We start from the raw sequence: 26,299 nt of genomic DNA, 5'->3' as shown, positions 1-26,299 counted from the left end.
CTCATAGTAATTATATTACTATCCCTAAAAAATGTCAAATTGAGTTGACATTTTGAAAAATGGTAAAGAAAAAAGGAGCAAAAAAGCTCCTTATGCTACAACTGTATAACTAGATACATTTAATACAGTTTCGCCATCAATTTGTAATGCCATTGGATGAGAGAATGAAACTGTAATTTCCTTACCTGTAATAATCGTTGACATCTTCTTATTCTTTACATGCTCTCCCTTAAAAATCTTAGGGAAAATCATTAATGTACGTAATCTACCTGCATTATGAATAATACTTAAGGATAAAGTATCCTCTAAACGATTCTGCCCTGGAGCAATCTTCATTCCTCCACCATAATATCTACCATTCATTGCAGAGCATAACCATACCTTATGGAATTTATATTCCTTTCCATCTACAACTACAGTTGCTTCAGGACACTTATATCCATGAAGTAATAATTTAATGGATAGGCTTGCATAATTGATATCTGTCTTGCCTTCTTTTTTTAAGTTATCTGCAACCTCACAAACCATTCCATCAATACCATAGCCAATACCATTGATGTAATATCTAGTCATTCCATTAACTGTAATCTTTGGTAATCTTTTAAAATATGGATTAAGGTAAACGAGCTTTTGATTATCATCATCCTTAACATCCTCTAAAAAGTCATTACCATTTCCACCTTTATAGAAATACATTTCACATTCTGTAGAATAGTTTTTTATATTATTCGCAAATACATTTAGTGTACCATCCCCACCTAGTACACATACTTTGTCTTCCTTTTTCACATTAGGGAAGAACTCCTCTGGCTTATACTCAACTAAATTAATAGGAGTAAAATCACCAAATTCCTTTTTTAAATCTTCTTTAGCTAAATCAAAGTTTTCTGTTCCCTTACCTGCTTGAGCTAAAGGATTATATAGTACATAATTCATAATATTCACCCTTTTTCTTCTTTAAAAATAATTTTATCACAATTTTTCAGTAATGAAACAAACAAATGTAAAAAGTACTTAACTTTTTCTAATTTGTATATAAACTTCATACAATTTTCAAAAAATATGTATTGAAAAAGGACTAGAAATAATACTCTAGTCCACTTTTATGAATGATAAATCTATCACTATTTATATTTAATATGATCTACTTTCGTGTAAATTGTAACTCCATAAGTTCCATTTGCATACATAAGTTCCTGTCCATCATTTATTAGAGTTAAAAACTTATTCTCATTTTGCCAAGTATTTGCATCAATCCGAATAAAATTTGTTTCACTAATAGTTAATTTTTTTACTCCTTCATAAGTAGAGCTCCCAAGACTATAAATGTTCGAATCAGAAACTAAATAGTATAAAAAAAAGCCTGAATAGTATGAATAATCATATTGATATAATGAACCACTATATGTTTTACCATCATATTCTGTTTCAAAACTGCCTTTACTATTGCAGCTTGCCAAAAAAACTACACCAAGTAATGTAGCACCAAGTGAGACCAATACTCTTCTAATTCTTTTCATAATTTCATTCCTCCAGTATTTTTTAGGCCTAGTATTTTTAAAAATTGAGGGCTCTAAAACCACATCAGATTCACTCAAAACTTATATTTATTATACATCATTCATATAAAAATAGCTGCAATTTCGCAGCTAAATTTCTACTCTAATTCATAAGATATAAATTCTTTATACTGCTCATTTGGTTTTAAAATAGCTTTATTTACATCATCCATATTTATACCATTTGGAATGTATTGACATTCTAAAGCTATTGCTTGATATTTGTTTTCAACCTTACAATTTTCATATTCCATTTTTGTTGGATAATTATCCGTATAAACAACAATAGCAGGATATGATGTATGAATTGTTAAAGTAACATTTTCTTCTTTATCCTCTAATTTTGCTGCAAATGTATCATCTTCGTTTGTTTTTACAAAGAAATGATCATATCCAAAGGATGTATGATTTTGTAAATAGGAATCATTAATATATTTTCCAATTTCATGCCCCTTTGTAAAATCCATAGTTGGGCCTGCAGTAACGATAGATTTTGCAATTAAATTCATATCTAAATCTCCATGATATTTACATCCTAGAGTTAAGATTTCATCTAATACTAATCTCTTCCCACTAGATAGGCTCCAATATGCATGATTTGTTATATTTACGATAGTTTCTTTTGTTGTATTAGCTTCCATATCTAATAAGATTTTATCTTTATTTTTAAAGATATGATATGTAATCTTATAGTTTACATCTCCAGGTAAATAAGATTCCTTTTCAATAAAAGTAAAGATTACATCTATAGATTCCATCTCTTCTTTTATTTCATAATCAAAGTTAGAAAAGGATATTCCTTTAGGTCCACCATGTAAGGAATTGATGCCATTCCAGTTCTTTGGTAAATCATAAGATATACCTTTAATTTCACATTTAGCATCCTTAATTCTACCGGAAAATCTTCCAATTAGCTTTCCATAATATTGTTCATTATTATAGAATTCTTCATGATTTATAGGTGTCATTATACGGTTTTTACCTTTAAATACAATTCTATAAAATGATGCTCCAAAGGAGCATAATGTCACTTCTAAATTTTTATCATTTTTTACTGTAATAAAGGATACATCCTTATCTTTAATAATTTTAGTTTCCATAAGATACCTCTTTCCTAAAAAATAAAAGGGAGTAACACTCCCTTAAATGATAAATTAATGACGTTTAAATGTCAACTCTACAAACTGTACTTCGTTTTTTGCATCCATAGCTTTAACAGCTACAGCTGTAATTAAGCCAAGCTTGTTTGCGGTTTTCTTTGTATAGTAAGTATAAAGTGGATGTCTCCAAATATCCGCAATTCTTACACTCCATTTGGAGATTTGTGCATCATCATCTACAGAGAAATAGAATCCAGCATTGTTCTTAACTTCATCCTCGTCATACTTAGTCTTTAAAATCTTAGGCAAGCCATCTCTTGATGCAGCATCAAATACCATCATACCATCTGGGAAGTTTACTGCGATATTCGCAACGATTCTCTTAACATCTTCTCTTTTCATATAATGGAATAAATCTAGTGCATAGAAGAAAATACCATCATCTCTTGTCCATTCAATCTTTTCAAACCAAGAGAAATCATCAGATAATAAATCTGCAATAATACCCTGTTCACGGTCTCCCTTACCAACGGCTTCCTTTCTTGCGATTAATACCTCACGTGTATCTACATTATATGCACGTGCTGTACCATTATCAATCTGCTGGAATACAGTTGAAAAGCCACAAGCTAAGTTAACAAAAATAGCCTTTGGATGATCTCTTAAATATTTCTTTGCTACCTCTACGGTATTGTATTCTGCAATTAATAATCTAGCAGCATCTGCCTTACTAATTTTATCTGCGTATTTAGCTGGCTTATAATCATAAGTCTCAAATAATTTTACACAACTCTTGTCCATGAAAACCTCAGGCCACCAATCCAGTGCAAGCTTTCTAGGATATAATCTCTCTAAGCATTTTTCTTCAATGCTTCCTCTTTTTACTTCCTTGCCCATATAAATCCTCCAAAAATAGTAAACCCTTCTTTTATAACAAAAAAATTATATCATAAATCAAACTAGAATTAAAGCAATATTATGAATAAAGTTCGAAATATTTCATTATATTGCGAATTTAAAGAATTTGAACTTTCCCTGTACTCGTATGATATATTCCACCAACAATTAAAACATCATTAAATTCTTCTTTGTTATTTATAACTTCTTTTTTAATTCTATTCATTTCAAATAATACATTTTTCTTACAAGCTAAAGTAGGATTCATCGTATTACCAATAGATTCTTTTATATGATTTGTTAATAAGCCTATATAAGAAGGATGAGTTCCTTCTAGGCTTGCCCCTATAGCCCCACACTTTGTGTGACCAAGAACCATAATAAGCTTACAATCTAGATGATCCAGCGCATATTCAATAGATGCAAGCCCATAGTCGTCAAGCACATTTCCGGCAACTCTTATGACAAATAAATCACCAATGCCCTTCATGAAAATATTTTCAGGGATTACTCTTGAATCACTACAAGAAACAATTATTGCAAATGGATTTTGCCCATGATGATGAGTATGACTTCTAATTTCTTTAGAAATATCTCCATGATGGTTTTGCTTGGCATCCATATAATCATTATTCCCTTCAATTAACCAAGATAATGCTAAATCTTTATTTATTATTCTTTTATTCATAGGAACACCTCTAGTTAATTCAATTTTGTCATAAAAATAGAAAAGAGTTAACGCACTCGCGCTAACTCTTTCCTAAAACAAAACACTCAAAAACACTTAAAACTAAATATTATTCTTTTTAGCAACATTTTCCTGGATTTCATAATCCTTTTCGCTGCACTTACCTGTACCAAAACCATTCATATCAGGTAAAGTGAATAAATATACTGTAGCAGCAATTGCTAAAACTAATAATACCAATGTAACTAATGTTGTCATACTTAAAATCCTCCTATATCGTTTAAGTCAATTTCAATTTATAAAATCTAATTAATTCTTCTTTTCTGCAAGCTTATCAGCAATTTCATAATCCTTTTCGCTGCACTTACCCTTACCTAAACCCTTTGAATCTGGTAAAGTAGTAAATAAATAATATACAACTGCAACTGCAATAACTGATAATGCTAATGTTAATAAAGTACTCATAATTTTTTCCTCCTAGTTTTTGATCTTTCAATATATCTTAATTTATAATCTTTTAATTCTATGTATTAGTTATTTCTTTTTGCGGCAATCTTATCTGCAATCTGATAATCTTCAGAATTACATTTACCTTTCGCGTTACCACTCATATCAAGTGTTACGTTGGAAAGATAAGCAATGACTGCGATTGCTAAAGCTACTAATACAACAATAAGTAGTGTATTCATACCTTTATCCCTCCTACAGCTGCTATTATATACCCCTTAATAAAAATGAAAATATGTAACCATTTTCATATTTTTATGAAAACTTTTTCATATCATTTTCATAAGAAAAAATATGGTTTTTGGTACATTTTAACCATATTTTGTATGATTTTTTGCAAATTTTCATTTACTTTCATTGAATTTGCAAATCATTTTCATAAATTTTCATAAATTTTATGCAAAAAGAAAACAAAAAATGAGAGTTTGACTCTCATTTTTACTCTTTATCTATGCAAACATGCTTTAACATGTCTAAAATTATTTTTGCAACAGTGATTAATGAACCATTATTAGATATTAAGGAATCCTTTAATTCTTTATTTCCTACTTCTACATGGGGAGTAATATGACCATCCTTATCTTTTACAAAGGTTGTTGCCATAGCTTGCTTTGAAAAGTGTACAGAGTCACAGGCAAATTTATATACCCTACCAAACCCAGGATAGGTTTCATCAACTAATCTTTTTAAATACCCATCACTCATGTTTTGTTCTTCGCTTACCATATAATTGTTTACTCTTTCATTGTTTTGAATCATATCCATTACTGTTTTAAGACCAAGCTCTTTTACGGATTGGATAGCAAGACAATTATCACACAAAAGTCTTAACAAAGATATTTGAACAGTTATATTGTATTTCTTTAATGCATTTTCCGCAGAATCTAATATATCTAAGGATTTCTTTAAAATCATTCCCGCAAATACGACTTCTCTTGTTAAGGAGTTCTTATAATATTTCGCTAAAGCATCCATAAAGGATTCCATTAAGGTCTTTACATCCTCTAGCTTTTTAATTTCTTCATTCATTAAACCACCACCAAAATAAATACCGATTCCATTTTATCATGAAATCGGCATTTATTTAAAGAATGTTCACTAATAAAGTTACAATTGGAATAGTTATCATACAAAGCATTGTAGAAACTAAAACACAGTTTGCTGCAAGCTCTTCTTCTGCATGATGGATTTCTGCCATATTGAGAATTACTGATGCACAAGGCACTGCAGATATTATTAATATAGCTTTTTTAAAGTCTTGATCTAAGAATGGTAAGAAATATACCATAAAGAAGCAAGCAATCGGGAATACAACCATCTTTAAGAAGCAAATTAAATATATGAATGGTCTAGTCCATAAAGATTTAAAATTAACTGTAGCAAGTCTTATACCTAAAATTAACATACATAAAGGAGTAGTCATTTGACCTAAAAGATTTATTCCTTCTGCAAATGTATTAACAACACTTGCGGCTGCAATTTTCTCTCCAAAAATAAATGCAGGTATTGCAAGTAGGAATCCAAAGGTTGTTGGATTCACTAAAGCTGTTTTTAAATTCATATATTTTGTATCATTTGTTAGACAGAATACTCCTACAGTAAATACTAACAAATTCATAGTAATAATATATATAGATGAATAACATGCAACAATTGGATTACCTGGAACTAAGGCACAGACAAGTGGAAGTCCAAAGAACCCAACATTACCTAAAACAGAGCCGCAAGTTAATAATCTATATTTTGCATCCTCATATTTTCTTTTTAATATTATATATAGGATAAGCATAAATATAGCCTGTAAAAACAATGTAGCAATTCCAAAATATAGCATAGATAAGGCCATTTGGCCTTTATCTAATCCATTTTTATCAGCCATTACAGCTGCATTATAGAATGCATATATAATCATACATGGTCCACAGATATAAACTAGTATAGTAGACATTGTGGATAAATGATTTGCAGATGCTTTTTTTATTTTGCATAATACAAAGCCAGGTATGCAAAAGCATAAGGATACCGCTACTCTAATTAAGCAGGTAATAAATGTATCAAGCATTCTACCACGCTCCTTTACAATAAATAATTATAAAGGATAGAGCTATCCTCTTCAATTTGATAACATTTTCAAAAAGAAAAAGCCATCAACCGGCTTATTTCCAATATATTCTTTTTTCTCCCATATGTATAGATAAAATGTCCCAACTAAAATCATTAAAGCAAAGCTCACCATCAACATTTAAAAATTCAAATTCCATGTCCATATCATAATCTATATTAGCCCCAGCAATAATATTTAATGTGTTGTTAGACTTTAATGTAAAAAACATAAAATCAGAGGTTAATGTTCTACCAAAGGATGGATAATAATAATCCATACGATATGCATATTGTGCATGAGCACAAAGAGTATTCTTAAATACATTAACTACACTACCTGTATCTAAGATAAAGGAATGCAACCCTTCTTTTGTCATGCCTACAACATCTATATCCTTAAATATTATATATTTTTGATTCTTTATATCTTCTAATTCAAATTCAAGGAATACTCCATCTTTTAAAGCTATGGAATCAAAAGATACAAAGCCTTCCTTTTTATTTATAGTAATTCCTAAACTAGAAATAATATCCATACCAATAAGCCCAATGATTTCATCGTTTAGCTTATCTTTTAAATGACTATAAAATTCTTCCATTCTAAACTTTAAAATCTTTTGAAATGCAGAATTTTTATATTCCTTATCCTCAATTATAATTTTTTCATTTTTGAAATAGCTAAATGGTGATCCTGTATCTATAAGTAATAATCCATTATCTATTTTTACAAATTTAAAATTATCTACTTCTATTAAACTATATTTCATATTAATATGCCCCTTAATAGTGTTAGTTATATTTATAACACATAGAAAAAAATTTTTTATCAAGAGAAAAGGCCTCATGTAGAGGCCTAATTCTATAATTACTTATTAAATAGCTTTACGATTAAATCCCATAAGGAATCCATTCTTGTTAATACTGGAACTAAAATTAAGGAAATAACAGACATTAGCTTAATTAAAATATCCATAGCTGGACCAGCTGTATCTTTTAGTGGGTCACCAACTGTATCACCTGTTACTGCAGCATGATGAGTTTCAGAACCCTTACCACCAAAGTTGCCCTCTTCGACATACTTCTTAGCATTATCCCATGCACCACCAGCATTTGCCATAAATACAGCAAGCATGATTGCAGAAACTAATGCACCAATTAGCATACCACCTAAACCAGATACGCCTAAGATTAAACCACCAAAAATTGGAGAAATTACAGCAATTACACCAGGTAAAATCATTTCTCTTAAGGAAGCTCTAGTTGAAATATCGATACAACGGTTATAATCAGGTACATATTCACCAGTTAAAATACCAGGATGTGTGGAGAACTGATCACGAATTTCTTCTACCATCTTATTTGCAGCCTTACCTACAGATGAAATAGTAAGTGCAGAGAATAAATATGGAAGCATTGCACCAATTAACATACCAACTAATACAGCAGGGTCAGAAAGTCTAATTTCAGCCCCAGATGCTTGAATAAATGATACAATGAACGCTAATGAAGTTAAAGTTGCAGAACCAATACAGAATCCCTTACCAATAGCTGCTGTTGTATTACCAACAGAATCTAAGTGGTCTGTAATATGTCTTACATCTTCAGGTAATTCTGACATTTGAGCAATACCACCTGCATTATCAGAAATAGGACCATAACCATCTACAGATACTGTAATACCAGCTGTTGAAAGCATACCTACTGCAGCAAGTGCAATACCATAAGAACCAGCAAAGAAGAATGAAACTGCAATAGCAGCAGCTAATACTGCAATTGTTAAACCAGTAGACTTCATACCAGAACCTAAACCAGCAATAATGTTAGTTGCATGACCTGTTTGAGATTCTTTAGCAATTCTCTTTACTTCTTTATAATCACTAGATGTATAAATCTCTGCGATAAAACCAACACCAATACCAGATGCTAAACCAGCTACTACGGCAATAATTAGCTTCCAACCAGATAGTTCATTAGGACCAATTCCACCATTATAAATAGGTGTAGAAGTATTTCCAACAAAGAATAATGCTAAGAATACAGTAGCAATTAATACAATACCAGTTGCAATATATGTAGCAATATTTAATGCTTTATGTGGGTTATTCCACTTTCTAGCACGGAAGAATGCAACAGATAATACAGCTGCAAGTACACCAACACCACAGATTAATACTGGGAATAAAATATAACGTAATGCTAATGATGAATCAATAGGTAAAACCTGTACAGCATTCTTATTAAAGAATGTTAAGAATGCCATAGTTAAGCATGAAATAATAGAACCAACATATGACTCTGTTAAGTCAGAACCCATACCAGCAATATCACCAACATTATCACCAACATTATCCGCAATAGTTGCAGGGTTTCTTGGGTCATCTTCTGGCATATTTTCTTCTACCTTACCAACTAAGTCAGCACCAACGTCAGCAGCCTTTGTATAAATACCACCACCAACACGGCTGAATAAAGCGATCAAAGAACAACCTAAAGAATAACCAGCTAAAATACTAATTGGAGCATCAACCCAAGCTTCAATACCACCATCAGGGTTAACTCCATGTTCAATAGCAAATGCAATTAAGAAAATAGCTGCTAAGCCTAATAAGCCAAAGCCTACAACTGCTAAACCTAATACAGCACCACCAGAGAATGCTACTCTTAAGGCGCTTGGTAATCCTTCATCATTTGCCTTAACAGCTGTTCTTGCATTAGCCTTTGTTGCAACGAACATACCAATCCAACCAGCTGTAGCTGAGAATACTGCACCAACAGCGAAGCATAATGCTGCCTTCCAGCCTACTGCCTCAGCATCCTGAAGTGCAGGAATAAATCCTAATACGGTAAGTAAAATACCTACACCAATAATGAAAGGGATGATAATCTTATATTCTCTCACTAAGAATGTCATGGCTCCCTTATGAATATATTTGTGGATTTCATCCACTTTTGCATTTGTAATCTTAACTCTTGATACCTTATGGAATAACACAAACACATAAAGTATAGTAATTAGAGTCGAAATGATTACAGCAAGAAGAACAAACAAAACTGTACTGTTCATATTGTATAACACCTTTCTCGTTTTATTTTAATACTTATAATAACGCTTTCATACGATTTTTAGTGCAAAAAAAATAGATGTCCTTAAAATGACACACATCACACACGCATACGCGTATAAAGGCACTTTATATATTAAGTATTACTGTGGAGTTTATTATAACCATTTTCATATATGATGTCAACCTTTACACTAGATTTTTATAACAAAGTTACGAAAAAATTCCAAAAGAAAAAAGTGTGCCGAAGTACACTTATATATTAATTATCTTCTGTAATTGTTAATTTTGCTTGCAATTCTTCATCTTCAGCAAGATATACTAAGAAACGATCAAGACAAGATCCATCAACAGAACTCAAATTATAAGGCATAAAAGCTATAGGATATGGGTTTTTATTATCAAAAAATAACGGATAATTATCCCAAGCTGTAAAACCATTCGTATCAATAGTATCACCTAATAAGGAATTCTCAAAGTATTCATACTTATAATTATAAAAATTCTCTCTAGTTTCACCAAACTTATGAGCATATCCCTTAAAAGTCACTAAATAATTCTCTTTAGATGTCACATACTTACTAGTAGATTGTGTGCCATCATTATTTTCTCTTGTAGATTCAAATATAGAATATAAATAGCTTTTATCTGAATTTGTATAGATTTTAGCGTCATCCTCAAGAGCTAGGCTAGAGGTATATGCTATAGCTTTATCATGTGTAATATCAAATAATGTATTATAGTATTTAGCATTTTTATCAATACTAAAATCAAATGTAGAAGTAAGCTTTAAAGAACCAGTTACATACTTAATCTCTTTAATGCTAGAGCCAGTGGTATTAAAAACATAAAGAACTTCATTATTCAATGTAATATCTAATGTGAAAGTTGTCTTTCCATCCTTATTGATGGAATTCATTTCAACTGTAGAATCGCTAATAATCTTTCCATCTTCCTTAGAATACTTATGATCATAACAATATAAATTTCCACTGTTGGTATCAAAAATAGATTTTGCTTCTTTTACATTCTCTTTTTTTACCTGATTACTATAACTAATAGTTTTACCAAAGTAAGTTGCCATTACAGATTGATATTTCTTATAAAAATCTTCTTGGATGTTTTCATTACCTTCCTTAGATGGATCAATTCTATTTGCATAAAACTCTACTAATCCATTTTTTTCTTCTAAAGCTTTATATTCTACGGTAGCACTAGAATTCTTTTCTGGCATTTCTACAGTAAAATTCTTTGATTTATAATCTCTTGCTTCTCCACAGGATGCTAAAGAAGCACCTAATGTAGCTAAGCTTAGTAGATAAATTAATTTTCTCTTTTTCATTGTTTTCTCCTTCTCTCTTAACAATGTTATTATATTACTATTCTCTCAAAAAACAATAAGAAAAATCCAACTTTCGTTGGACTTAATCTTTACTAAAGTATTATTCTTCTTCTTTTGGAGTTTCTAAATTAGATGAAGGATCTTCTGCTTTATCCTCTTTCTTTCCAAAGAAGAAAGAATATAAGAATGGAGCAATTGCACCACCAGCAAATGGAGCTAATACCCAAATCCATACCTGCTCTGCACTTGTCTTATTATTAGCAAATAACTGACAAATAGATGCAGATAAGCCTCTTGCTGGGTTAACAGATGTACCAGTAAATGCACAACCAATTAAATGTACTAATACAAGTGCAATACCAATAACAATTCCACCAAGCTTGCCATTACCAAACTTCTTATCAGTAACACCTAAAATAGCAAATACAAATAAGCAAGTTAAGATAACTTCAATTAAGAATGCACCAATATAGCTCCATGCATCAAGATTAGTACGGCCCCATTCATCCATATTTGCTAAGAATCCAGTAATTGCATTACCACCTAAAGCATTAAAGCTTCTCATAAATGCAGCTAATAATAATGTACCAACAAATGCACCTACAACCTGGGAAGCTACATATACGCCAAATTCCTTCCATGAAATTTCCTTACGAATAGCCATTGCAAGAGAAACAGCTGGATTGATATGACATCCAGAAATGTTTCCAATGGAATAAGCTAACGCAACGATTACAAAACCAAATGCTAAGCATGTTGCTAAATAATCACGAGTTGCTACAGCAACACCACATGCTACTAGTGTTAGCATAGCAGTACCGAAGCATTCAGCAGCAGCTTTTTTTAATAAAACATTCATTTTTATTTTTCCTCCTATTTACCTTTGATTATACCACTATTTTAAAAACAATCACACCATTTTAAAGAATTTTTGTATAATCAAAGGAATAAACATAGCTTCCTCTATATAACAAGCCATATAAATATTTATTTGAGGCAGATTCATTTAATGTATATATCTTATTATTTGCATAACAAATTGCTTCAATCATAGGTGAAGTATCTACTTTTTTTATAAAATTTGAATCATTGAAATAATAAAGAGGAATATTATTTCCATCAATGGTAACTGAACCTGAAGCAGTTGGATTATTATAAAAGGAAATATGTCCAGGATTTATACCATAAGAATCTGAAAATGCAATTTTATTACCATCTACAATTGCCATACCTTGAACATCCGATGGAATAGAATATGCTTTTGTAGGAACCAAATCAAATGTACCATCTATATTTAAATCATATGCTAGCATAATTGCCTTTGAATCAGAAGGCATCCAGCTTCTTCCTGTAGTTTTAATAACATCATATAAAGGACTTCCATCATGATTGAACTCTCCAACATATAATGTATCTCCAACAGCATTAATAAATGCTGTACCTACATATACTTCTGTTTCAGCAATAGATTCTATAAAGCTTCCATCATTTAAACTATATAAATCATCAAGTTTAAAGGTGTATACAAATTGTAAATCTGTTGATGCCCCGTTTCCTCCAGAAACTAAAAGATAATCTTTATAAATCGTAACGCCACCACAGTGGTCCTTGCATTCTTCTTTTTGCAAATTCTTTAAATATATCTTTTTTACATTCTTCTCTTTATCTACTGTATAAATAGTAGATTTATCCCCTTTACTATCATAGCCTGATATAACAAATGTTTCCTTTGTTTCATCAAAATCCATACCCTGAGGGATAAAATTTTCAAAAAGGCCAGGAATTTTAAACTCTCTTGTGGAATTATCATAAAAATCCTTGAGTTTAAAGAACCCAAATACCTTAATAAATAATAAGAACAATACTCCAGCTAATACCAGAATACCAATTCCTTGGATTATCCTTTTTATTATTTTCATATACATCACGTCCTTGCATCTATACTTTATTATACACGATTATTAAAAGATTTTGTAGCGTTACAGAGATAGCTTATGAATCACATCTATAATATCCTCATGAAATACCAAATCTGCTCTTCTATCGTATTTTGTTTTATCCTTATTTATAATTACCAATCTTTGGGATGCATATCTTACCATAGAAGCTGCAGGCTCTACATTTAAGGATGAACCAACAACAATTAATAAATCAGCAACCTGACAAGCTGTTAATCCCAAATGATAATAAGCCTCATCTAGTGGTTCTCCATAAAGAGTAATATTTGGTCTTATAAATCCACCACAGCTACAATAATTGGCATGGTTATGATCAAGCTTTAATGGATCATATTCCTTTTCACATTTCATACAATACCATTTATGAATAGACCCATGAATTGGATATACTCTTTTTTGTCCTGCAAGCATATGTAAATCATCTATATTTTGAGTTACTAAAGAGGTAACTTTACCTTTTCTTTCTAGTTCAGCAAAATACAAATGTGCTAAATTTGGCTTTGCAAAAGGATAATATAAATGTTTGAATACATAATTTGTAAAAGAATCCTTATTATCTATCATATATCCATAGGTTAATATATCCTCAAATGATCTATCTTGGCTACTTCTAAAATCAGGAATCCCAGATGGCGTTGAAATTCCTGCTCCTGTAAAGATAACTAAAGTTTTTGCTTCCATAATCCAAGCCTTTAAACGTTCAATTTTTGTCATATGTATACTTAGGTTTATTTCCTTTTCATTAAAAATAGTGTATAATTATTATAATAAATTACTTTTTTAAATTCAATAAATTAGGAGATGATGCCTATGACCTTTGCTGTTGGTTTCCAAATTGCTATGCTTTTGGTAATCTGTTTTAACATTTTAATTATTTATAATTCTTTTAGGCAAAAGGATAAGAAAGGAAAGTACTTAGCTATAACCTGTATTTTTGAAATATTAACAGGTTCTTTCTATACATTTAGTGCAGTAGCTAACAATTATACAATTGTAGCAGTATTCTCTAGCTTATATTTTATCTGTATAGATTTCTTATTATTAAGCTTTCTTGCGTTTATTGTATATTGGAGAATATCACACAGAAAAAATCATTTTAAAATAATATCCTTCATCATAAAGGGCTATCTATTATTTGAAATTATTATCTTTATCGTTAATATATTCAATCCAATCGCAATAGAATATATTCCAAGAAATACAAGCTTCATGCATTATGAATATAAAATGAATGTATTTTACTACCTACATTTGGCATATTCCTATTCCTTAGTTATAGCAATTATGTCTATGCTAATTGTGAAATGCCTTAAGGTGCCAAAAGAATATAGAGCCCCTTACCTATTTATAATCTATACATTCGTAATTATCGTTATTATTAATGGAATCTTCTTATTCTTACCTAAGAATTCCGATTGGTTACTTGCAGATTATGCAGTTCTATTCTATTTTATAGGATCCGTGATTTGTTATTGGGCATGTTATGTATTCCCTAAAAAAGGAATGCTAAATCATTTCAAAACCTTTATTTTTGAAAACATTGACCAAGGTATTGTTTTATATGATTATCAAGAAGCTATGCTTGTCATAAATGATAAGGCTAAAAAATTCTTTTCTTCTATTGGTATTACACTAGAAACCACACTTCAGGAATTTTTACAAAAATGCAACCTATCCATCATTATGGATGAGGATGCATATTCCTTACAATGCTATATCAATGAATATGGAAAACAAAAGCCATTAAGATGTGATTATAGAATGCTTAGAAACGAAAGAAACGAAATTATTGGTCGTTTATTCGTTTTTGTAGATGCACAGCTTGATACAGACTTGTTAACAGGCTTCCACAACTGGGAGCCATTTAGAAAATTTGCAATTGAAAACAAAAAGAATTTCCCTAATCCTACTACAGTATGTGTATGTGATATTAATAAATTATCTGTATTTAATACAATGTATGGAAGAAACAAAGGAGATCAATTATTAAAATCCTTGTCTGAAACCATGAGAAAAATCTTCCCTGAGGACACATATTATGTTAGAGGACAAGATGCCTATTTAATTGCAATATGTTATGACAAAACAAAACTGGATTGTTCAAAATACCTAAAAGAATTATCCGAAAGCTTTGAAGAAAAAATACAGTATTCTTATGATACTGTACTTGATGAAGATGAAAACCTAGTTACCGTAATGCATAGAGTCTTTGCAGGCTTAAGAGCTAAAAAGCTATTAGACAAGGATTCTGCAAGGTCTGCACTTATTTCATCTTTAATTAGAGCATTAAAGGAAGCTGACCCAGATACACTTGCTCATGTAGAAAGAACTCAAAAGCTAGGTCAAGATTTAGGTGAAAGACTAGGACTATCGGATATTGAACAATCTAGATTATCCTTATTATGCTTATTACATGATATTGGTAAAATTAGTATTCCTCTTGAGGTTTTGAATAAACCAGGAAAACTAACTGATGATGAATGGGTTGTTATAAAATCTCATGTTTTAAAGGGAGAGGCTATTGCAAATGCAACTTCCGAATTAAAAACTATCGCAAAGGAAATTAGATATCATCATGAAAGATGGGATGGTAAGGGTTATCCAGATGGATTATCTAGAGAATCCATTCCTCTTCTATCTAGAATCATTAGTGTTATTGATTCTTTTGATGCAATGATTTCAAATCGTCCATATCGAAAAGCCAAATCCATTGAAGAGGCTAAGGAAGATTTAATTCATAATGCAGGTAGTCAGTTTGACCCTAGAATGGTTGAAGAATTTATAAGCATGCTAAATAATGGATATGAAATATCTATCAATCAGGATGCTAAAGTAGTTCCAACTCAAACAATTACAAATGACAATAATGAAGAGACTTCTCATGGAAATATTCATCCAATGATATATTCAAAATATATTATAGACAGTGAAATGAGAATTGTTGAAATTGATAAGGAATTTACAGAAATCACAGGATATACTCTAAAGGATATAAAGGAAAAGGAGCTTTCCCAAAAGGATTTACTTCCAAAGGAAGATAGAGCTGATTATATCTTAGAGGTAGAAAAACAATTAAGAATGAATTCTATGGCATATATAGAGCATAGAATTCTTTGTAAAGATGGTTCTATTAAAACCGTATATTGTTTTGGTAGAAAGTATTTTGATTCTATAGCTAGAGAAGAAAAATCAGAAATTGTCATTGTTAATTCTTCTACCACTTATGCTGCAAAGCTTCTTGCAAAATCAATGGAACAAAAATCTGAAGTTCAATTAAAGAAATGGGAAGATACCTATAGAAGAGATTCTCTAACTGGTCTTTTAACTCATATCGCATTTGTAAATGATATAGAACAAAAGAGATTTGAATGTCCTGAATTAAAATCCATGCTTGTTATGATGGATTTAGATAACTTTAAAAAATTCAATGATACCTATGGACACCATGCGGGTGATGAATTCTTAATTCAAATTGGTCAAGTATTATTATCTGTAACTAAAGATCATGATCTTGCATGTCGAATGGGTGGAGATGAATTCATGTTAGCCATTTTTGTTAAACCAACAGATGATTATAAAAAAATCGCCAAAGAAATCTTCGATAAGATTTCCATGCGAATTTCCCTACTGGAAAAATCTACAACATTCTCTGTCGGAGTTGCGGTAAATGATGGTACATTTAGAAGCTTTGATGAACAATATGAAGCTGTAGATAAAGTTTTATATGCATCTAAAGATGCAGGTAAAAATAGATTATCCTTCTATGAGGACTATAGAAAAGAGGAGCACAAATAGCTCCTCTTCTTTATTTTGTTCTTCTATTCCACTCATCAATAATTTGATAAGCTCCAATATATTTTTCTGGAATCACTTGAATTACTTCTCCAAGCTCTAATAAGTTATTCTTATTACTATCCCATTTATCCCAAGTTTCTAATCCTTCTCCATTTGGATTACCATATTTTGCGAAATTGCTCCAGTAAGATAGCATTATATCAGATAATTTATAATCACTTTCATTATAAGCAAAGCCATGTTTTGATTTAGAAATATTACCATAAGCATAAATAATCTCACCAGAATGATATGTACCATAGTATCCATTTTCCTTAGTAAATTGATAACAATACACATCCTCTCCATTATTATATGCTAGAGTTGACCATTCATAATGTGGCATAAAAAACCAATAGGCTGAAATGATTTCATTGAATACACTAAATGCATCCTTATCAATTTCATCCTTATATAATTCCATCATATCTAAAGCAAGCTTTTCATCGAAATAATCCGTAAGCTTTGACTTAATATTATTCTTATTTGGTAAATCAAATAGCATCGTAGGAATAACAAATGCGTCTGCTTCTAAGACATTATATCCATTTAATAATGCTTCTTCATTGTTTTCGTGATTTAAATAAACCAAGTTTGGAGATTTTGTTATAGCATAGCCATCGATAGTCATAGATGAATTCAGATAGGATGCATCTACAAGTTTCTCTGCAGAAACATTCCTTAATTCTTCTAAACTATTACATCCCATATTTTTCATAATACTCTTTCCTGTAGAAAGAGCATCATCTAAGCTTCTAAAAGTATGAGGAGGATATGCACCAACTATAGATGATGATTCACCAATAGCTCTTTTAAATAATCCCTTCGCAAGAGGACTAACACATAATGCAGATACAGAACTAGATCCTGCAGATTCTCCGGCTATCGTAATATTATTTTTATCGCCACCAAAGTAGCTTGCATTCTCATTAATCCACTTTAATGCTTGAATTTGGTCTAATAATCCATAATTACCAGTTGTTCCATTTGGTGATTCATTTTGAAGTTCATCTAAAGCCAAATAGCCAAAAACACCTAAGCGGTAAGCAACAGTAATCATAATGACACCCTTTTTGGCCATTGCTTCTCCATTATAATCACTACTATTGGAATTACCACCAGTGAGTGAGCCTCCATGGATATATACCAATATAGGTAGATTTTCTTCTTCTGTATTAGGTCTCCAAATATTTAAATATAAGGAATCCTCACTCATATATTGCGTTGGATAAGAATTATAATCTGGGTGCCAACTCTTTTCCGCATAAATATCTACTAAAGTATTTGTAATCGCATTACTTTCCTTTTGCATAGAGATAGGAGCAAAATTCGTACAATCTAGTACCCCTTCCCAATTAGAAACCTCTTTAGGCTCCTTCCATCTTAAATTGCCAACAGGTGGAGCAGCATAAGGAATAGATGCATAAACACGAACCGTTTTATCTTCATTATATAATCCTTTTACATCACCATTTTTTAATGTTAATACTTCTGTTTCCATATATGGACCATCCACTGCTCTTTTTACCGCTTTGGATGGATGAGATAGCATAAAAAGTAAAACAGTAGTAATACCCATAGCTAAAAATGGGATTAATCTTATTGCTTTCCTCTTATTAATTAGTATTATGCTAAATGCAATATATACTCCAATAGCGATTAATTCTAAAATAAGATATATAATTGGTCCATTTGCCAAATCCATATAGAATAAAGTTATTGCGATTAAAAATAGTGTAACAATCGGAAATATTATCCAAAATACAATATGTTTCTTCATAAAAATCCCCTCGCTTCACTTATATTTATATCACAAAATGATAGAGTTAAAATGAGCAAAAGTGAACAGGGTTTATTTTTTTACAATGTTTTAAACAAATCTTAAAAAAATGTAAACAAAAAAGCGACCTTCTTTATGAAAGCCGCATTTTACCTACGTGGCGTCGACGGAGGGATTCGAACCCTCGCGCCAGTTACCCAACCTACTTCCTTAGCAGGGAAGCCTCTTGAGCCTCTTGAGTACGTCGACATCTACCAAGGTTGCTACATCATTATAGCAAATTGAAAATACAAAGTCAACAAGAAATTAGGGGACTTATGAAGTCCCCAAAATCTTCTTTCGAATCTTTTATAAAGCTCTAACTTTATCTTCAATTTCTTTTGCAATTTCTGAATTATTAAGTAAGAATTCTTTAGCATTCTCACGGCCCTGGCCAATCTTATTTCCTTCATAAGAAAACCAAGCTCCAGACTTATGAATAATATCTGCTTGACAAGCCATATCTACGATTTCACCAATCTTAGAAATACCCTTACCAAAAATAATATCTACTTCTGCAGTCTTGAATGGAGGTGCAACCTTATTCTTAACAACCTTAATGCTTGTACGGTTACCAATAACCATTGTACCATCCTTGATAGCTTCACCCTTTCTAATTTCCATACGAACAGATGCGAAGAACTTTAATGCTCTACCGCCAGTTGTTGTTTCAGGGTTACCAAACATAACACCAACCTTTTCACGAATCTGATTGATGAAAATCGCAACACAATTTGTTTTCGCAATAATACCAGATAGCTTACGCATTGCCTGAGACATTAATCTCGCATGTAAGCCTACATGGGAATCTCCCATATCACCATTTAATTCTGCTTCAGGAACTAACGCTGCAACAGAGTCTATTACAATAATATCTACAGATCCACTCTTAATTAATGCTTCTGCAATCTCCAAAGCCTGCTCACCAGAATCTGGCTGAGATAAAATTAAATTTTCAACGTCTACGCCTAAATTCTTTGCATAAACTGGGTCTAATGCATGCTCTGCATCAATGAATGCTGCATAACCACCAGCAGCCTGAGCATTTGCAATCGCATGTAAGGCAAATGTAGTTTTACCTGAAGATTCAGGACCATATACTTCAATGACTCTTCCCTTAGGATATCCACCAACACCTAACGCTTTATCAAGTCCAATAGAACCAGTTGGGATAACCTCAACCTTCTGATCTACACGGTCCCCAAGACGCATAACAGAGCCTTTACCAAACTCTTTTTCAATGGTCTTAAGTGCATTTTCAAGAGCTTGCTCTCTTGTGACTTCTGCCATATATTTTTCCTCCTATTATACTGATTCAAGTAGCATATCTTTTGCGTTAATGAAATAAACAACGCCAGAATATACTGTAAGGATTACTGAAGCATAAACTAAAATTAATGCGATAATAGCTATTGAAATATGAATTGTAGCTAAGAAAACAAATGCTAATGCAACCATAGTTACAAAAGTCTTAACCTTTCCTGCCCATCCTGCAGCAATTACAATACCCTTTTGGGCTGCCACAAGTCTTATACCAGATACCATAAGCTCACGAATTAAGATAATAGCTACTGCCCATAGTGGTGTAATACCAAGCTCACTAGGCCAGCCTCTAACTGTTAATCCTTGTGTCATAAGGATTAAGAAGGATGTCAACACTAACATCTTATCCGCTAATGGATCTGCAAACTTTCCAAATGTTGTTACTAGATTGTATTTTCTTGCAATCTTTCCATCTAAAAAGTCTGTAAATGAAGCTAAAATGAATAATATAAAGTTTATAAAATTAGCAATCGTTAAATATCCTACTCCATCGATAGTAAACATATTTGTATCCCTTAAATATGGAATACATGCAACAGTAACCATTGCAGGTACTGCTAAAATTCTACCGATAGTAAGTTTATTCGGCAATGTCATACCAAATCACTCCCTATAAAAAATATCAAAAATATTATATCATAGAAAGCCATTTTTAAAAAGAAATATTTCATCTTCTTTTTACAAAAGAAAACCATTATAAAACCAAACATTTCTTCTTTTTGGTCTATACCTAAATTATATCACGAAAAATTGGCGTAGTTAAGCCATTTTTTCATTTCCCAACTTCACTAAAATTTACTCAAAATATATATACTTTTCCCCTCTTTTTTATCAAAAATATGATATAATTGCTATGGTGATTTTATGAAAGAAATTGTAATACCTCTACTTACTTGGTTTAACCAAAATAAAAGAGATTTACCTTGGAGAGGCGATGTCTCTCCATATGAAATATATATTAGTGAAATTATGCTTCAACAAACAAAAGTTGAAGCTGTTAAGCCCTATTATCATAGGTTTTTAAATAAAGCATCTAATTTTTTTATGCTAGCAAATCTAGAAGATAGTGAATTATATAAGCTATGGGAAGGATTAGGTTATTATTCTAGAGCCAAGAATTTAAAAAAATGTGCTCAAGAAATAGTAAATAAATATAATGGTGAATTTCCAAAAGATTATAAGGATGCAATTAATCTTCCAGGTATAGGTATGTATACTGCAGGAGCCATACTATCTAGAGCGTATAACGAAAAAATAGCTGCAGTGGATGGAAATGTACTTCGAGTGTTTTCTAGATTATATTTAGATGATAAGGATATATTAAAGGATACTACTAAAAAGTATTATAAAGAAAAAATAGAAAAGATTATCCCAGATACACCTGGTATGTTTAATGAAGCATTAATGGATTTAGGGGCAACCGTTTGTATGCCAAAGATTGCATTATGTGATATTTGTCCTCTTTCTTCTTTTTGTAAGGCAAAAAGAGAAAATCTAGTTTTAGATTATCCAAAGAAAAAAGAAAAGATGGAAAAACAATATTTAGAATATTCTATGATATTTATTACAGATGGAAATAAATACATACTTCTTCCAAAGGAAGATGGTGTATTAAAAGGATTACAAGCCCCTATATTAATTAATTCCTTTTTAATGGATTATGAAATCATTGATGAAATAAAGAATAAATATAATATAGATATTTATAATGTTGAATTTATAAAAGAAGGCAAGCATATATTCTCGCATCAGCTTTGGAATATTAAGGCTTATCTATGCTATTCAAAAGACTTATTAAATTATAATTCCTATACAAAAGATGAAATCTTAAACACGATTGGACTTCCAACTGCATATAAAAAATTCTTGCCATTTTAAGCAGCACATAATGCTGCTTTTCTCTAATACTATACCAGAAATTTCAGATGAAGAATTTGAAAGAATATTCCTATTTGGATATGAAGAAATCCATGAAAACGCTATAGAAAACAGTGATAGTATTATACATGGAAAAAATTAATTTTTTACTTGATTTAGTATTTCTGTAATGATATAATTGTCATTGCATGTGATAGCGGAGGTGAAAAACTATGGCAAACATTAAACAACAGATTAAGCGTGTTGGTACAAATGAAAAGGCTAGAAAAGCAAATGTAGCATTCAAATCATCTTTAAAAACTGCAATGAAGGCTGTATTCGCTGCAGTTGAGGCTAAAGATGCTGCTAAGGCTCAGGAGGCTTTAAGCTACGCTTATAAGAAGTTAGACAAGGCACAGGCTAAGGGCATCGTTCATAAGAATTATGTTGCTAGACATAAGTCTGAATTAGCTTCTGCAGTTAATACATTAAAGTAATAGATATTGTTTAACTAAAGTTTAAACAAAAAAGCATCCATATGAGATGCTTTTTTTGTTATATAAAAAACCTCCAGGCAGGAGGTTTTTATATTACTTTAAGAAGAATAATTCAAGACCTAAGTCTTCCTTAATCTTACCACTTTTAATATCTGCATCAAGTTTAACTAAATCTTCAAGATTGGCTTTGATTTTACCCAAATTTGAGGATTTTGCATTCTTCACCATATAATATGCTCTACCTTGAGAAACATTAAATAAAGCTGCAATATCATTTTGACTCATTCCACCCTTTAATAATATGGATACATTATACATTTCTTGAAATTTGTTAATTAGTAAAGATACTAAAAAGGATACTTGAATCTTACTTACTACCTTTAAATCTTTATAAATAGAGAATACTTCCTTTGTATGATTTATTAAAAATGCACTAATTAGCTGATATACATCATTATCTAATGGCTTTGTAATCATAAGCTCAATATCCGCTGTTAAAATTTTCTTTTCTTCTGCTTTATAAAGCTCAAGTATTTCGATTGCTCTTTTTAAGCTAGATAAGGAATCTACATAAGTAATCAATAATGCTAAAGTTTGATCTGTAATCTTATAACCATCATTTTCAAATACATTCTTTGCATATTGATCTAATGGAATATTCTTTATTCTAATATCTATATAGGTAGAATACTTTCTTAAATTCTTAAACTTTTCTGACTTTTGATAATCAGTATCTTTAGTAAATAGGAATATCAATACATTTTCGGAATTTCTATCATTCATTGCTGAATACAATTCCTTAAGAGGGGCATCGGAAGCCTTAGTAATAGCTTCTGCTCCTTTAACTACCACAAATTTTAAAGAATCAAATAAGGACACTGTAGTTAATTCATCAACTAATGAATATAGTCCTTCCTCTTCTATATCGTAGCTTATTTCATCATACTCGGATGACAGGCTACTTTTTATTTGTTCAATTTTTTCATTTGCGGCACTTATGTCATCCGTAGTTATGATGTAATTATACATATTATCTATTTGAATCCTTTGTTATCCAAGTAATATAATTTGTTAAATCTATGGAGAAATCCTCTGGCTTTGCCATATACTGCCAATTACCATTTGCCTTAGATGGAATATTCATTCTTCCTTCTTCATCTGTTAATCCCAAATAATCCTGAAGTGGAATAATGCATAAATCACAGGCAGTTCTCATACACCATTCAATAATCTTTCTATTTGGTCTATCGCCCCAATTAATACCAACAAGGCCATTAATCTTTTGTTTATGCCATTCATCTAAAGACTCATAGAAGGATGTAATCATCTGATTATCATGAGTACCAGAATAGAATACATTATGTGTTGGATATGGTTTATAAATAGGAACATTATAATTCCAATCTCCCCACTCAAACTGGAAGATATTCATTCCTGGGAAGCCACACTGATTTAATAATTCCTCTACATCTGGAGTTAATAAGCCTAAATTCTCAGCTACAATATTGGCATTAGGACATTCCTGCTTAATTTTTTCGAATAGCTGATATCTAGGACCATCCTCCCAGTGTCCTCCCTTAGCGTTTGGAGCACCATATGGAATAGAGAAATAGCCTGCAAAGCCTCTGAAGTGGTCAATACGTAAAATATTGAATACCTTAAGTGCGTGTTTAACTCTAGCTACCCACCAATGATAGCCTTCTTGCTTCATTCTGCCCCAGTTATAAAGTGGGTTACCCCATAGCTGTCCATCCGCACTAAACGCATCTGGTGGACATCCTGCAACTGCATATGGCTTTAATGCTCCATCCAGCTGGAAATCATTTGGATTACTCCAAACATCAACAGAATCATATGCACAATAAATTGGCATATCACCCATAATATCTACACCGTGGGCATTTGCATATTTCTTTAATCTCATCCACTGATCATAGAAGATAAACTGATAGAATTGCCACTCTAGGATTCTATCCTTTTCAGTTTCTTCAAATTTAGCTAAAGCACTAGGGTTTCTATATTTAAAATCATCCTCCCAAGTATCCCAGGATGCATAATTATGATTTTCCTTTAATACCATATAAATGGCATAATCCTTTAACCAATAAGCTTCTTCATCACGGAATTTTTTAAACTTTGCCTGAACTTTTTTTCTTCTGGCGAAAGCTTTTCTTAATACATTAAAACGATTATAGAATAAATCTCCATAATCTGCACGATATGCTCTTTTCTTTGCTGGTAATTCCTCTTCTAGTAATAATCCATCTTCCACTAAAAGCTCTAAATCAATAAAATATGGATTAAACGCAAATGCACTAACCCCTTGATATGGAGAATCTCCATAGGATGTAGGACCAATTGGCATAATCTGCCATACATGCTGACCACATCTTTCTAAGAAGTCCACAAATTGATAAGCACTTTTTCCAATAGAACCAATGGAATACTCGCTAGGTAATGATGAAATGTGAAGTAATACTCCTGCTTGTCTCATACTTTTTCCTCCTCTATGATTTCTTTCAAAAGTTTTTCTTCTTCCTTGTTTAATTTATAATTTTCTAATAAATCTGGTCTTTTAAGATATGTTCTTCTTAAAGATTCTTTTTTTCTAAATGTTTCAATATTTTTATGATTTCCACTTAAAAGTACCTCAGGTACTCTCATACCATCATATTCAATAGGCCTTGTATATTGTGGATATTCTAATAATCCTGTAGAAAATGAATCATCTAGATGGGATTCCTCTCGAATGGCATGGTCTAAAAGACGAATTACCGAATCCGATATCGCCATTGCTGGAATCTCTCCTCCAGTTAATACAAAATCTCCTATAGAAATCTCTTCATCTACATAGCTTCTTATTCTTTCATCGAATCCTTCATAATGTCCACATATAATCATAATTTCATCCATCTTAGATAATTCTAAAGCCTTCTTTTGATTATATGGTGCACCCTGGGGAGTCATCATAATAATATGGCTATTTTCACTTTTATTGGCTTTGATTGCCCTATCTACAACATCACAAGCCATAACCATACCAGCTCCACCACCACATGGTGTATCATCAACATGCTTATGCTTATCTAACGAATATTCTCTTATATCAATTAAAGAAACACTAACTACACCTTTTTCTATAGCTCGCTTAATAATTGATTCATGAATAAATCCGGTAAACATATCCGGAAATAAGGTTAAGATTTTAATTTTCAAAATAATCCCTCGATTTCCTTAACAACAATTTTATCATCTATATCTCCAATAAATTCTTCAATAAATGGAACTAGATGAATCTTTTCATTATATCTTATAGCTAAATACTTCGCATGAGGCATTTCTCTTATTTCTTCTACAATACCTCTATCCTCCATATTTTCATTCACAACCCTTTTACCAATTAAATCGGAATAATAAAACTCTCCTTTATCTAGGGAATCCTTACGATCAAGTTCAGAAATATAAATATCATCACTATGGTATTTTTCCACTAAATTAATATCCTCTAAATCCTTAAAGCGAACTAAATAATAATTACCAAATTCACTTGCCTTTAAAACTTCAACTTCTACATAATCCTTGCCATGTAAAATATATAATCTTGCTCCTTTATAAAAACGATCAAAATCCGAATAGCTCTTTACCTTTAAATCTCCTTTAATACCATGAGTTGTCATGATATGGCCACACATAAAATACTTCATAAAATCGACCTCACTAACTATTTTTAGTATACTATTTTAATGCCTGAAA

26 protein-coding genes and 1 tRNA gene are annotated in these 26,299 nt (G+C 31.3%); 3 read left to right on the top strand and 24 right to left on the bottom strand.

The features are described from left to right. Positions 1-90 precede the first annotated feature (90 nt). The 16 genes from EI71_RS00325 to EI71_RS00265 form a co-directional block, all read right to left on the bottom strand. A complete protein-coding gene (locus tag EI71_RS00325; RefSeq protein ID WP_119015250.1) occupies positions 91-936 on the bottom strand; it encodes a diacylglycerol/lipid kinase family protein in 846 nt (281 codons plus the stop codon). 188 nt (positions 937-1,124) lie between these two features. Beyond that, on the bottom strand, positions 1,125-1,520 hold the full coding sequence (locus EI71_RS00320; protein ID WP_119015249.1) for a hypothetical protein: 396 nt from the start codon (positions 1,518-1,520) through the stop codon (positions 1,125-1,127). Positions 1,521-1,657: 137 nt separating this feature from the next. Then, positions 1,658-2,659: an aldose epimerase family protein gene (locus tag EI71_RS00315; RefSeq protein WP_119015248.1), complete on the bottom strand. Its 1,002-nt coding sequence runs from the start codon at positions 2,657-2,659 to the stop codon at positions 1,658-1,660. A 54-nt stretch (positions 2,660-2,713) separates the two neighbouring features. After that, positions 2,714-3,556: a hypothetical protein gene (locus tag EI71_RS00310; protein WP_119015247.1), complete on the bottom strand. Its 843-nt coding sequence runs from the start codon at positions 3,554-3,556 to the stop codon at positions 2,714-2,716. A 118-nt stretch (positions 3,557-3,674) separates the two neighbouring features. Continuing rightward, positions 3,675-4,244, bottom strand: a complete 570-nt coding sequence (locus EI71_RS00305; protein ID WP_119015246.1) for a carbonic anhydrase — start codon at positions 4,242-4,244, stop codon at positions 3,675-3,677. A gap of 102 nt (positions 4,245-4,346) precedes the next feature. Next, positions 4,347-4,502 carry a hypothetical protein gene (locus tag EI71_RS10060; protein WP_162849616.1) on the bottom strand — a complete coding sequence of 52 codons (156 nt, stop codon included), beginning with the start codon at positions 4,500-4,502 and terminating at the stop codon, positions 4,347-4,349. A 51-nt stretch (positions 4,503-4,553) separates the two neighbouring features. Then, positions 4,554-4,709 carry a hypothetical protein gene (locus EI71_RS10055; protein ID WP_162849615.1) on the bottom strand — a complete coding sequence of 52 codons (156 nt, stop codon included), beginning with the start codon at positions 4,707-4,709 and terminating at the stop codon, positions 4,554-4,556. A gap of 65 nt (positions 4,710-4,774) precedes the next feature. Then, a complete protein-coding gene (locus tag EI71_RS10050) occupies positions 4,775-4,933 on the bottom strand; it encodes a hypothetical protein (RefSeq protein ID WP_162849614.1) in 159 nt (52 codons plus the stop codon). 256 nt (positions 4,934-5,189) lie between these two features. Continuing rightward, positions 5,190-5,780, bottom strand: a complete 591-nt coding sequence (locus EI71_RS00300; protein WP_119015245.1) for a hypothetical protein — start codon at positions 5,778-5,780, stop codon at positions 5,190-5,192. Positions 5,781-5,835: 55 nt separating this feature from the next. Next, entirely contained in the window at positions 5,836-6,813 is a 978-nt protein-coding gene (locus tag EI71_RS00295; RefSeq protein WP_119015244.1) for an AEC family transporter, read from the bottom strand. A gap of 94 nt (positions 6,814-6,907) precedes the next feature. Next, positions 6,908-7,621, bottom strand: coding sequence for a hypothetical protein (locus tag EI71_RS00290; RefSeq protein ID WP_119015243.1), 714 nt, complete (start codon positions 7,619-7,621; stop codon positions 6,908-6,910). 98 nt (positions 7,622-7,719) lie between these two features. After that, positions 7,720-9,918 carry a sodium-translocating pyrophosphatase gene (locus EI71_RS00285; protein WP_119015242.1) on the bottom strand — a complete coding sequence of 733 codons (2,199 nt, stop codon included), beginning with the start codon at positions 9,916-9,918 and terminating at the stop codon, positions 7,720-7,722. Positions 9,919-10,178: 260 nt separating this feature from the next. Next, positions 10,179-11,258, bottom strand: a complete 1,080-nt coding sequence (locus EI71_RS00280) for a hypothetical protein (protein WP_119015241.1) — start codon at positions 11,256-11,258, stop codon at positions 10,179-10,181. A 100-nt stretch (positions 11,259-11,358) separates the two neighbouring features. Beyond that, the gene (locus EI71_RS00275) at positions 11,359-12,117 is read right to left on the bottom strand and encodes an MIP/aquaporin family protein (protein ID WP_162849613.1); all 759 of its coding nucleotides are present in this window, start codon (positions 12,115-12,117) and stop codon (positions 11,359-11,361) included. Between the two features lie 61 nt (positions 12,118-12,178). Continuing rightward, positions 12,179-13,177 (bottom strand): hypothetical protein, encoded by a 999-nt coding sequence (locus tag EI71_RS00270; protein ID WP_119015240.1) that lies wholly within the window; start codon positions 13,175-13,177, stop codon positions 12,179-12,181. Between the two features lie 60 nt (positions 13,178-13,237). Then, the gene (locus EI71_RS00265) at positions 13,238-13,930 is read right to left on the bottom strand and encodes an NAD-dependent protein deacylase (RefSeq protein WP_119015239.1); all 693 of its coding nucleotides are present in this window, start codon (positions 13,928-13,930) and stop codon (positions 13,238-13,240) included. A 96-nt stretch (positions 13,931-14,026) separates the two neighbouring features. Here EI71_RS00265 and EI71_RS00260 point away from each other — a divergent pair, with 96 nt between their 5' ends. After that, entirely contained in the window at positions 14,027-17,011 is a 2,985-nt protein-coding gene (locus tag EI71_RS00260) for a diguanylate cyclase domain-containing protein (protein ID WP_162849612.1), read from the top strand. 10 nt (positions 17,012-17,021) lie between these two features. Here EI71_RS00260 and EI71_RS00255 read toward each other — a convergent pair whose 3' ends face one another. The 4 genes from EI71_RS00255 to pgsA all read right to left on the bottom strand — a co-directional run bounded on the left by EI71_RS00255 (position 17,022) and on the right by pgsA (position 20,789). After that, entirely contained in the window at positions 17,022-18,830 is a 1,809-nt protein-coding gene (locus EI71_RS00255; RefSeq protein WP_119015237.1) for a carboxylesterase/lipase family protein, read from the bottom strand. Positions 18,831-18,988: 158 nt separating this feature from the next. Beyond that, positions 18,989-19,079 (bottom strand) — tRNA-Ser (locus tag EI71_RS00250). A gap of 99 nt (positions 19,080-19,178) precedes the next feature. Then, entirely contained in the window at positions 19,179-20,159 is a 981-nt protein-coding gene (gene recA, locus EI71_RS00245) for a recombinase RecA (RefSeq protein ID WP_119015236.1), read from the bottom strand. Between the two features lie 15 nt (positions 20,160-20,174). Beyond that, positions 20,175-20,789 (bottom strand): CDP-diacylglycerol--glycerol-3-phosphate 3-phosphatidyltransferase, encoded by a 615-nt coding sequence (gene pgsA / locus EI71_RS00240; protein WP_119015235.1) that lies wholly within the window; start codon positions 20,787-20,789, stop codon positions 20,175-20,177. A gap of 267 nt (positions 20,790-21,056) precedes the next feature. On the opposite strand from pgsA, the gene EI71_RS00235 reads away from it, so the two are divergent. Together EI71_RS00235 and rpsT are read left to right on the top strand one after the other, a co-directional pair. After that, positions 21,057-22,070, top strand: coding sequence for an A/G-specific adenine glycosylase (locus tag EI71_RS00235; protein WP_119015234.1), 1,014 nt, complete (start codon positions 21,057-21,059; stop codon positions 22,068-22,070). 212 nt (positions 22,071-22,282) lie between these two features. After that, positions 22,283-22,546 carry a 30S ribosomal protein S20 gene (gene rpsT, locus EI71_RS00230; protein WP_119015233.1) on the top strand — a complete coding sequence of 88 codons (264 nt, stop codon included), beginning with the start codon at positions 22,283-22,285 and terminating at the stop codon, positions 22,544-22,546. Between the two features lie 93 nt (positions 22,547-22,639). Here rpsT and holA read toward each other — a convergent pair whose 3' ends face one another. The 4 genes from holA to rimM are packed head-to-tail and all read right to left on the bottom strand — an operon-like array spanning position 22,640 to position 26,250. Further along, positions 22,640-23,575 (bottom strand): DNA polymerase III subunit delta, encoded by a 936-nt coding sequence (gene holA, locus EI71_RS00225; protein ID WP_119015232.1) that lies wholly within the window; start codon positions 23,573-23,575, stop codon positions 22,640-22,642. 1 nt (position 23,576) lies between these two features. Then, a complete protein-coding gene (gene malQ, locus EI71_RS00220; RefSeq protein WP_119015231.1) occupies positions 23,577-25,040 on the bottom strand; it encodes a 4-alpha-glucanotransferase in 1,464 nt (487 codons plus the stop codon). After that, positions 25,037-25,762, bottom strand: coding sequence for a tRNA (guanosine(37)-N1)-methyltransferase TrmD (trmD, locus tag EI71_RS00215; RefSeq protein WP_162849611.1), 726 nt, complete (start codon positions 25,760-25,762; stop codon positions 25,037-25,039). Before trmD ends, malQ begins: the two co-directional genes overlap by 4 nt. Continuing rightward, complete coding sequence (gene rimM / locus EI71_RS00210; RefSeq protein ID WP_162849610.1) at positions 25,759-26,250, bottom strand: ribosome maturation factor RimM; 492 nt, start codon at positions 26,248-26,250, stop codon at positions 25,759-25,761. Before rimM ends, trmD begins: the two co-directional genes overlap by 4 nt. Positions 26,251-26,299 lie beyond the last annotated feature (49 nt).

The organism is Anaeroplasma bactoclasticum (genome assembly GCF_003550015.1).
Taxonomy (GTDB): Bacteria; Bacillota_I; Bacilli_A; order Acholeplasmatales; family Anaeroplasmataceae; genus Anaeroplasma; species Anaeroplasma bactoclasticum.
This window is presented reverse-complemented; position numbering and strand designations above follow the sequence as displayed.